The sequence below is a fragment of the Chryseobacterium sp. WG23 genome, assembly GCF_024586575.1.
Taxonomy (GTDB): domain Bacteria; phylum Bacteroidota; class Bacteroidia; order Flavobacteriales; family Weeksellaceae; genus Chryseobacterium.
Window position 1 is genome coordinate 166443 of sequence record NZ_JALCZE010000013.1, and the last position, 10210, is coordinate 176652.

Consider the following 10210-nt stretch of genomic DNA (forward strand, 5'->3'; position numbering starts at 1 on the left):
TTTATTTTTAATCGTTTCTAAATGCTCCCATATCCAGCTTCAATGAAAAGAAATTGGAATAGAAATTAGATCCGCCTATTCCTGAATTTGTGATTGCATAATCCAGGGTAAGTCCTCTATATTTTATTCCAAGACCTGCACTCGGCTGAAAGGAAACTTTTCTTTTAAGATCTTCTATATCTGTAATGGACTGGAACCTATTGATCCCCAATCTTACAAAAATCATTTTCTGGTACCCCAGCTCAGCTCCCGCATAAGGACTGATACTTGCAAAGTCTGTTGAAATTAATGAAGCCGTTTTTGCAAAATCCACATTAATCCCTGCTTCCGGCAAAACATAGACACTGCTGTTAATTTCAAATAACTTACTTGCCCCAACATTCAGCTTAGGCATGGTAAGCTCCATTTTATCTTTTGGTGCAGGGTTAAACTCTTCACCATTTACAACGGTTGATAATTCTTTCTGATTAATGGTCCAAAAGTTTACTGTGGTAGTAATATCACGGATCATACCCCCAAATTTCCATCCATTATTTCCTTTGTAAATAGCTCCTACATCAAAACCAAACCCGTAGCCACTGGCAAATTTACCCACATTTCTGTACACAATTTTGGCATTCACTCCTACATCCAAATTGGGATTCCCTCCCGGCCTGAATGCATAAGAAAGTATAGCGGCATAATCAGATTGTGAGAATTTGGTGATCTTATCATAATCAATATTTCCCTCAGAATCTATCATTTGGGTGGTATTCAAAATATTATCTACCCCAAGTCTTACTATTGAAACTCCAAAAACACCTTCTTCCATTACCTTTGCATAGGCCAGGTAATCATATTTTGCAATAGATTCAAAATATTCTGCGTGCATCGCTGCTCCCTGCCAGTCTCTCTCAATAGACATTAAACCCGCAGGATTCCACATTGGAGCATATACATCATCCTGATTGGATATTACTGCTCCCCCCATTGCCAGACCTCGTGCACCGGCTCCGATATTTAAAAATTCATTGGAATATTTCCTGATAATCTGAGATTGTGACAGCCCAAACAGCAGTGAAAATGCAAGTAAAAAATATTTTTTCATCATATAAATTTGATGCTTAGTTAAAGTTTTTTGTTTTTTTAGCTTTTATTAATCCATTGACAATGATTGCCAGTATCATAACTCCTGAAGCAATATAAAATATAGGGCTCATATGTTCTGATTCTCCAAAGATAAAAAAAGCTAGTATAATTCCGTAAACCGGCTCTAAATTAACTGTTAAAATTAAAGTAAAAGGCGAAATATACTTCATTAATTTTACTGATTCCAACATTGGAAAAGCTGTAAAAACACTGGCCAACAAGCATATTAACGCCAGATCTCTATAGTTTATTTCATCCATCTGAAAGATTTGACCCGTCAGAAGATAAAATACCATTAAAATAAACCACCCACAGAAAATTTCATAGAATATAATATTCCCCGAACTTGTTTTTCCAAACATTTTACCATTAAAAACAGAAAAAATGGTTCCGAAAACAGCACACAGGATACCATAAATAATACCCTCTTTAAAATGAAATTCAGTTTTAAAAATCAATAAAATGCAGGCAACAATCACTGTTCCCATCACCACTTCTGATATATCAATTTTCCTTTTAAAAATGATAGGCTCTAAAATAGAGGCAAAAAGTGTAGATAATGATAAGCAGCTTAAAGCAATGGAAACATTAGAAACCTTGATAGAATAAAAAAAGCAATACCAGTGAAGTGCCATCGCAACACCAATAGCTGCCAGCTGAAAGAATATTTTTTTTGAAACCTTTATACTCTCTTTTTTGTAAACTCTTATGAATACAAAAAGAAAGACTGCAGCAAACAACATTCTGTAAAATACCAGAACCTGCGCATTCGCATGAATTAGTTTTCCTAAAATTGCAGTGAACCCCCACAAAAACACAATTAAATGCAGCCTGAAAAGTGCCAATTTATGCATATCCTATCTTCTATGAATTTTTAACGTGCAAATTTACAAATAGGCTTTTACAAATCTGATAAAAAAACAAATAATAGTTTAATAAAAAAACACTTAATAGGTCTTCACCTTATTTTTATAAAAATTTTATCAAAAAAAGCAATGTTACTGCCCCATAAGATCTTTTCTCACTAAAATAAAAAATTCATACATTGGACTTATGATACTGAATAAAGATATTAGAATTAAAACAGATCGGCTGATATTGCAGCCTGTAGAAGATTTGTATATTGACGATATCAATACCTGTTTTACTGCAGAAGTTACAAGATATATGCCTTTCAATCCGCATGGAGATAGGAATGATATTCTGGTTTTCGTAGAAGAATCAAAAAAGTTGTTGTTAAAAAATACTGACCTTGTCATGGTTGCGCTTGATGATGATAATAACTTTATGGGTTGCTGTGGTATTCATAGCATAACAGAAGAATCGGTAGAACTCGGCTTATGGTTAAAAAAGGATGCACAAGGTATTGGATTGGGTACAGAGATCATAGTGAGCCTTATTGAATTTTTAGAAAGTAATTTTACTTTTAAATATATAGTCTATCCAGTTGATCAGGAAAATATAGCGAGCAGGAGAATACCTGAAAAATTAGGCTTTATCCCTTTTAAAAAATATCAAAAAAATAAAAGCCCATCATCATTTCTCAATATTATAGAATATAGAAAACAGTATTCAGTTTAATTTTTCAGTATGTTCTTCCAACTTTTATGCAGATACAAAAAACCCTGAAAATTTGTTAAACTTTCAGGGCTTTCAAATAATAAACTATTAAAAAAATAAACTAGGAACAGAGTATTTTGCAGAGATTAGGATCTCTGTTACTCTACCGTAAAGTTAGAAAAAATATAAATCATCTAAAAATATTTTTCTGTTAAAAATATCACAATTTTCTGAATACCAATATATTAAACACCTGTTTTACTTCAATTCATATTCTGTATAAAAATAGTATCTTTAAGCGTAAAAAATTGAAACTTTATGGATATTGAATTCAACAAACGGGAAGATCAAAACAGGTTAAGACTTTCAGATATAAACCGCTTGCTCACCGAAATAAAAAAAGGTGGTGGTGAAAAGAGGCTTCAAAAGCTTCGTGATGAAGGAAAAATGACGGCAAGAGAAAGAATTGATTATCTTCTTGATAAAAATTCAGATTCCATAGAAGTAGGAGCATTTGCAGGATATGAAATGTATAAGGAACATGGAGGATGCCCTAGTGGGGGAGTTGTTGTAGTGATTGGTTACGTTTCAGGAAGGCAGTGTATCGTTGTAGCTAATGATGCTTCTGTAAAAGCAGGTGCATGGTTCCCCATTACAGGGAAAAAGAATCTAAGAGCACAGGAGATTGCTATGGAAAATAAACTTCCTATTATCTATCTGGTAGATTCTGCCGGTGTTTATCTTCCTATGCAGGACGAGATATTCCCGGATAAAGAACATTTTGGAAGAATATTCAGGAATAATGCGAAAATGAGCTCTATGGGAATCATCCAGATTTCAGCAGTTATGGGCAGTTGTGTAGCCGGAGGAGCTTATTTGCCTATTATGAGTGATGAGGCTATGATTGTTGACAAAACAGGTTCTATTTTCCTTGCAGGAAGCTATCTTGTAAAGGCAGCAATAGGTGAAAGCATCGATAACGAAACATTGGGTGGAGCTACTACCCACTGCTCTATTTCAGGAGTTACAGATTATAAAGCTAAAGATGATAAAGATGCTTTGGATAGAATCAAAAACATTATGAAATCTATCGGAAGTACTGAAAAAGCAGGTTTTGACAGAATAGAAAGTTTTCTTCCTAAAGAAAAACCGGAAAATATTTTTGGAATAATGCCGGTTTCAAGAGCTGAGCAGTATGATACTTTTGATATCCTAAAGTGTATTACAGACAACTCTGAATATGAAGAATACAAGCCTGACTACGGAAAAAGTATCATCTGTGCTACAGCCCGAATAGATGGCTGGTCTGTAGGAATTGTAGCCAACCAAAGAAAAATGGTAAAAAACGGTAAGGGAGAAGTACAATTCGGAGGAGTTATTTATTCCGATTCTGCAGATAAGGCCACCCGATTTATAGCTAACTGTAACCAAAGAAAAATACCATTGGTTTTCTTACAGGATGTTACAGGCTTCATGGTAGGTTCTAAATCCGAACATGGAGGGATTATCAAAGATGGTGCAAAAATGGTCAATGCCGTATCCAATTCTGTTGTTCCTAAATTTACCATCATTACAGGAAACTCATATGGAGCCGGTAATTACGCCATGTGTGGAAAAGCTTATGATCCAAGATTAATTGTTGCATGGCCTTGGGCAGACTTAGCCGTAATGGGTGGGTCTCAGGCAGCAAAAGTTTTAGCACAGATCCAGGAATCTGCATTAAAAAAACAAGGCAAAGAAATATCAGAAGAAGAACACAACGAAATTCTGGATACTATTTCCAAAAAATACCAAAGCCAAACCGATGCTACTTATGCAGCAGCAAGATTATGGACAGATGCCATCATCAATCCTGCAGACACCAGAAAATGGATTTCTATGGGTATTGAAGCTGCCAACCATTCTCCTATTACAGAGAAATTTAACTTAGGCGTTATACAGGTATGATCTGACGTATACATATTCACCTCGGCGAATAATTCAAAGAGGCCGTTTTCACAATATGTGAAAACGGCCTCTTTCTTTGAATATATATGCTCTTGTAAGAGAAAAGTTTTTATTTAAATAATTCTTCACATACAGTATCAAATAGTATGACAACTCATAAGAAGGTTATCAGTACTTCTTATTTTTTTAATAATCTTAGTCAACTTACGAAGTTTACCATAAAATATTACCTCAATTGATAAAAAAAATAAAATTCATTTAAATAGCAATTGATATTAATTTATCACTATGATATCCTTAATGGATAAATATTTTACATAGAAAATTAAATTAGACAAGATAATCAAAAGCCTCAAACACTGATAATCAATTTGTTACAATAAAAATAAATCACTTTTTATTATTTATTTTTTTAATATTGTAATTCTTAACCAAATGATGAATCAAAATGAAACAATCAAGTGTGGGCTTTGCCTTAACCGTAAGTGTCTTTTGTTTTCTGTTGAGTCCAAACCATTTAAATGCTCAGAAAACAAAGAAAGATACTGTAAAAAATAAGGAAATTCAAGAAGTTATTGTAACTGCACTTGGAATAAAAAGAGACCAGAGAAAACTAGGTTACGCCGTTACAAAGGTTGAAAGCAAAGATATTACACAGGCAGGGGTTGTTAATCCTATGGAAGCCCTTCAGGGGAAACTACCCGGGGTAGAAATTGTTGCCGGTGCAGGAGGGCCTCAGTCTAGCTCCAGAATTCAAATCCGGGGGAATACTTCATTGGGGAAAAATAATCAACCTTTAATTGTTGTGGATGGCGTTATTATAGATAACAGTGTAACCGGTGCAGATGCATGGGGATCGGGATATGATTTCGGTAACGAAATGAAAAATCTGAACTCAGATGTTTTTGAATCTGTTACCGTGCTCAGAGGAGCAGCGGCCTCGGCCCTTTATGGTTCACGTGCCGCAAATGGGGTAATCGTTATTACCTCCAAGAAAGGGAAAAGCAGAAATGGGATTGGGGTCAAAGTCAATTCTTCCCTTACCACACAATATGTTTACTCAGGGCCAAAATTTCAAAATGAATTTGGAGCAGGCGTGGGCCCTACATTCCAAACGGATAGTAATGGTGAGCGCTTTATTGATCCGGGCAATGCTTTTTACAGCTATGGGCCAAAGTTTGATGGAAAGCCTGTAAGGGATATTGACGGCAGAACCATACTATGGAATTCTCAACCCAATAATTACAGAGATATTTATCAGGTAGGCCTTGATCGTAAAAATTCAATTGAGTTATCTGGTGGCGATGAGAAATCTACTTTTTTATTAAGCTATACCAATCAGGAAGCCGATGGGATCTTGCCCCGAAATAAATTTACAAAAAATGCTTTTTATTTCCGTGCAACTCATGAGTTCAGTAAATATCTGCAAGTGGATGCCAGTTTCAATTATAACCGGTCTTTTGGGCAGAACCCGGTACCTCAGGGAGGAAATTCAAGTCCGTTGTTCAGCTATATTTATGGACTTCCCAGAAGCTTTGATGCCGTTTACTGGAGAAACAATTATTTGGATCCAATCAATGGAGGTATAAAAAAAGAGAGTGCCGATCCTTATGAAATGGCCGCTAATTATTTTAATATTTTTCAAAATACAAGAACCCAAAAAGAAAATAATTATATAGGACGTTTAGAAATACGGTCTCAGTTAACGGATTGGCTAAATCTAACCGTTAGCGGTAATTTCAATAATTATAATTTTATCAACGAATCTAAAATACTAGGCGAAAATACCGGCTTTACAGGAGGGAGCTATACTATTCTGGAAGGAAATAAAGAACAGTATAATGTTAAATTTTTATTGAATGGTAACTTTAAATTAACTGATCATTTAACATTAAATGCTTCCCTGGGCGGAGAGGATTTCAGATCCAGGTATAAATCAAACAAACAATGGACAAATGGAGGCCTTAACACCCCTGGTGTTTTTCAGATCCAGAATACTATAGATCCTGCAGGAAATGAAGTTTCATACACTGATGGAGAGCAGTCTCCAAAAAGGATTCAGGCCGTTTATGCCTTTGCTAACTTCGCATGGAAGGATCAGCTATTCATAGATATTACCGGACGTAATGACTGGTCTTCCACCTTATCATATCCTGATGGCTACGGAAGTCTGAGCTATTTTTATCCATCCTTTGTGGGGAACTGGATATTTTCCAATTCCTTCAAACTTCCGAAATGGATTAATTTTGGTAGTTTAAGAGCCAGCCTGGCATGGGTAGGCCGGGATACTTCTCCCTATAACACAAGCGCAGGCTTCTACTACAGACCAGACCCGTCAGCTTACAATACTCCTAATGGGAACCGCATTCCTTTAACAGGTTTTAATAGTAATGCCCTTGCCAACGCAAACCTAAAGAATGAGCTGAGCAAATCCATAGAATTTGGATTGAATATGGCCTTTTTGAACAACCGTTTAGATTTTGATGTCTCTTTTTACAAAACGAATACAACAAACCAATTATTAACCCTTTCATTACCCCAGGAGTCCGGAGTTAAAGAACAACAGATAAATGCCGGAAACTTACAAAACCAGGGTATTGAGGTTATTGTAAACGCAGTTCCTGTTAAATCAACTAATTTCAGATGGAATACAACATTTACATTCTCCCAAAACAGAGACAAGCTTATTGAATTGTACCCTGGAGTAAGTGTATATGTTCTCAATTTGGGTATGGGAGATGATGTAAGAAGTGTAGCCATAGCGGGCCAACAATATGGGCTGATACAAACAAGGTATGCCTATGCCAGATACCAGGCACAGGATGCCAATGACCCCAGAAATGGAATGAAAGTCTTAAACTCTAATGGCTATTATCTACGCTCCAATTCTTATCAGAATCAGAACGATGTTACAGTAGGAAAGCTGACCCCTGATTTTTTAACCAGCTTTAGAAATACCTTCAGCTATAAAAATTTATCATTAAGTGTATTGATAGATGCAAGAGTGGGTGGAGATATTCTTTCAGCCACTTATAATTATGGAGTTCAGTTTGGAAACTCACCATCAACCCTACAATATAGAGATGAAGCCAGAGGAGGGATTCAATATACAGATGCCAATGGCGTGACACAATATGGATTAATTCCTGAAGGAGTGTTTGCTGATAAAACAAAAATAACTGATAAACAAGGCATTAAAAGAGATGTAGGTGGAATGACTTATCAGGAAGTGTATGAAAATGGATGGCTAAATCCTGTACGTACCGATTTATATTATAGAAATTTAGCCTCATGGGGAACCGGCATACGGGAGCAGGCTATTTTTGAGAATACCTGGGTAGCCCTTCGCGAGCTAAGACTTACCTATTCTTTTAAACCGGATATGATTAAGCCTCTAGGGTTGAATACACTCAGTGCTTCTATAATAGGAAGAAATTTATTCTATATCTATAATAAATTACCCGATGGCATCAATCCCGAAGGAAAATACTCCAATAGTGCAGGAAGCTTTGCAGAATATGGAGGCTCACCTATGTCAAGATATATTGGGTTTAACCTGGATTTTTCTTTCTAGAAACTATTTAATTTAAAATTTAAAGCATGAAAAAATTATTAATATTAACCGTTTCACTTTCTCTATTCATTTCCTGTACAAGTGATTTTGCTGACATCAATACCAATCCCCTGGATAAAACAACCGCAACCCCGGAAGAACTATTACCTCTCGCCATTAAAAGAGGTTATGATGGCAGTTATGAATACTATTATGATTATTATCGTAGAATTATGCCATGGACTCAAACCTTAGTTCCTAATACTGGAAATGCTTCGAACTTTATGGATGATGGTTCCAACATGAATGCAAGAAAAGATATCTTTTATGGAGATCATGGTGCCTTGCTTACTGATATTATTCACAAGATCAATCAAATGCCGGCCAATGAACAGGTAAAATACGTCAACATTAAAAGCATTGCCAGCATTTTAAAGGTTTATTATGCGTGGTATGTTACTGATGTGAATGGAAGTATGGCTTATACAGAATCATTTCAGGCACGCTATGGTGGTACACTAACTCCAAAATTTGAAACCCAGGAACAATTATATGATATTTTTGACAAACAGCTAAATGATGTCTATGTGGCTATTGAAGCTGCTGATCAATCTATACAGATAAATCCTGGAAATAAAGATCTATTCTTTAATGGCAATATTACAAGATGGAAAAAGATTGCCAATTCATTGAGATTAAAGATTGCTTCAAGATTAATGAAAAGAAATCCTGCAAAACTGTCCACAATTGCAGCACAAGTATTATCAAGAGAACAGATTAATAGTACAGATGAAGATTTCTCTCTGCTCGCAAAAAGATTTACTGAGAATGGTAATTTCAACCCTATAGGGATGTCTGCTTCTAAACCAATGGCTGATTTTATGAATCTTAATAAAGATCCAAGAAGGCCCATTTTTTTCCAGGAAAACGATTATTCCCAGGAAAATATTGATAAGCTTGTTGCTGCTGGAAAAATGAAACCAGCTATAGAAAATCAGCGATATGTAGGAGGTCCAACCAGCCCGGATATGGTCAGCCCAAATAAAAGCCGTTACTATACCTCTGCCAAGAGGCTGTTAGACGGTATAAACTATGATACGATCTCTAGATTACAGTATAAAATATGGCATCCTGAATATAATGCAGGTACCGGAAACGCCGTATTTCCAATTCTTACTTACGCTGATTATTCTTTATTAAAAGCTGAGTTAGCAGCAAGGGGGCTTATTTCCGGTAATGTACAGGCTCTATATGAACAAGGAATCAGAGCCTCAATCATAACCTATAACTATATCGCTAAAGAAGCATTAGTAGACAAGTATGCCCCAACTACCGAAGCAGAAATTACGACTTACCTTAATTCTTCTCAAGTTAAATTTAATGCTTCAACAGCCCTTGAGCAAATTATCATACAAGAATATCTTAATTATTTCAAACAACCAAATGAAGTTTGGGCTCTTATTAAGAGGGCCGGCATGCCTAATACATCCACTGCTCTTACATTAGAATCTCCCTCACGGGATGGAGGAATTTTATTAGTAATGCCTAGAAGAATTATTCTTTCAACCCCTTCAAAAGATAACCTGAATTATCAGAATCAAAAATCAGCACTTGATATGATGAAACTGGATCCTGATTTTGGATTAAGTGAAAGTGATATCCAGGGACGCATTTGGTGGGATAAGAAATAAACAGCATGTACAATTCTTTTCAAAATAGAATTAATAGTTCTATGACTTTGTCATCCCATGGGCCTCAATAGCCTAAACTTAATAGAAGGGTTATGAGTTAGGAGTTAATAGTTGAGAGTTAGGAGTTGAGAGTTAATAGCGTTGTCAACCCTCAACCCTCAACTATCAACTATCAACTGAGGTTGGGTATAGTTTAGAGTTGGAGTATAAGAGTATAGCAGTTATAGTATATAAACAAAAAAAAATCCTCTATCTTACGATAAAGGATTTTTAAAAATAAAATAAAAACTGGCGGCGGCCTACTCTCCCGCGTTAGCAGTACCATCGGCGC

6 protein-coding genes are annotated in these 10210 nt (G+C 35.8%); 4 read left to right on the forward strand and 2 right to left on the reverse strand.

Features of this window, described 5'->3' with window-relative positions; all coding sequences use genetic code 11:
* Positions 1-7 precede the first annotated feature (7 nt).
* Both MP477_RS19360 and MP477_RS19365 read right to left on the reverse strand, forming a co-directional pair.
* The gene (locus MP477_RS19360; RefSeq protein WP_257191683.1) at positions 8-1090 is read right to left on the reverse strand and encodes a PorV/PorQ family protein; all 1083 of its coding nucleotides are present in this window, start codon (positions 1088-1090) and stop codon (positions 8-10) included.
* 13 nt (positions 1091-1103) lie between these two features.
* Complete coding sequence (locus MP477_RS19365; RefSeq protein WP_257191684.1) at positions 1104-1982, reverse strand: DMT family transporter; 879 nt, start codon at positions 1980-1982, stop codon at positions 1104-1106.
* Positions 1983-2181: 199 nt separating this feature from the next.
* Between MP477_RS19365 and MP477_RS19370 the strand changes: the two genes are divergently transcribed.
* The 4 genes from MP477_RS19370 (at position 2182) to MP477_RS19385 (ending at position 9879) form a co-directional block, all read left to right on the forward strand.
* A complete protein-coding gene (locus tag MP477_RS19370; protein ID WP_257191685.1) occupies positions 2182-2709 on the forward strand; it encodes a GNAT family N-acetyltransferase in 528 nt (175 codons plus the stop codon).
* A gap of 297 nt (positions 2710-3006) precedes the next feature.
* The gene (locus MP477_RS19375; RefSeq protein WP_257191686.1) at positions 3007-4635 is read left to right on the forward strand and encodes an acyl-CoA carboxylase subunit beta; all 1629 of its coding nucleotides are present in this window, start codon (positions 3007-3009) and stop codon (positions 4633-4635) included.
* Positions 4636-5083: 448 nt separating this feature from the next.
* The gene (locus MP477_RS19380; protein WP_257191688.1) at positions 5084-8209 is read left to right on the forward strand and encodes a SusC/RagA family TonB-linked outer membrane protein; all 3126 of its coding nucleotides are present in this window, start codon (positions 5084-5086) and stop codon (positions 8207-8209) included.
* A gap of 26 nt (positions 8210-8235) precedes the next feature.
* Positions 8236-9879 (forward strand): SusD/RagB family nutrient-binding outer membrane lipoprotein, encoded by a 1644-nt coding sequence (locus MP477_RS19385; protein ID WP_257191689.1) that lies wholly within the window; start codon positions 8236-8238, stop codon positions 9877-9879.
* Positions 9880-10210 lie beyond the last annotated feature (331 nt).

What these genes read in the sequence shown, in the direction of transcription:
- MP477_RS19360 (WP_257191683.1), bottom strand. Translation starts at nt 1,090, where the DNA reads ATGATGAAAAAATATTTTTTACTTGCATTTTCACTGCTGTTTGGGCTG.
- MP477_RS19365 (WP_257191684.1), bottom strand. Translation starts at nt 1,982, where the DNA reads ATGCATAAATTGGCACTTTTCAGGCTGCATTTAATTGTGTTTTTGTGG.
- MP477_RS19370 (WP_257191685.1), top strand. Translation starts at nt 2,182, where the DNA reads ATGATACTGAATAAAGATATTAGAATTAAAACAGATCGGCTGATATTG.
- MP477_RS19375 (WP_257191686.1), top strand. Translation starts at nt 3,007, where the DNA reads ATGGATATTGAATTCAACAAACGGGAAGATCAAAACAGGTTAAGACTT.
- MP477_RS19380 (WP_257191688.1), top strand. Translation starts at nt 5,084, where the DNA reads ATGAAACAATCAAGTGTGGGCTTTGCCTTAACCGTAAGTGTCTTTTGT.
- MP477_RS19385 (WP_257191689.1), top strand. Translation starts at nt 8,236, where the DNA reads ATGAAAAAATTATTAATATTAACCGTTTCACTTTCTCTATTCATTTCC.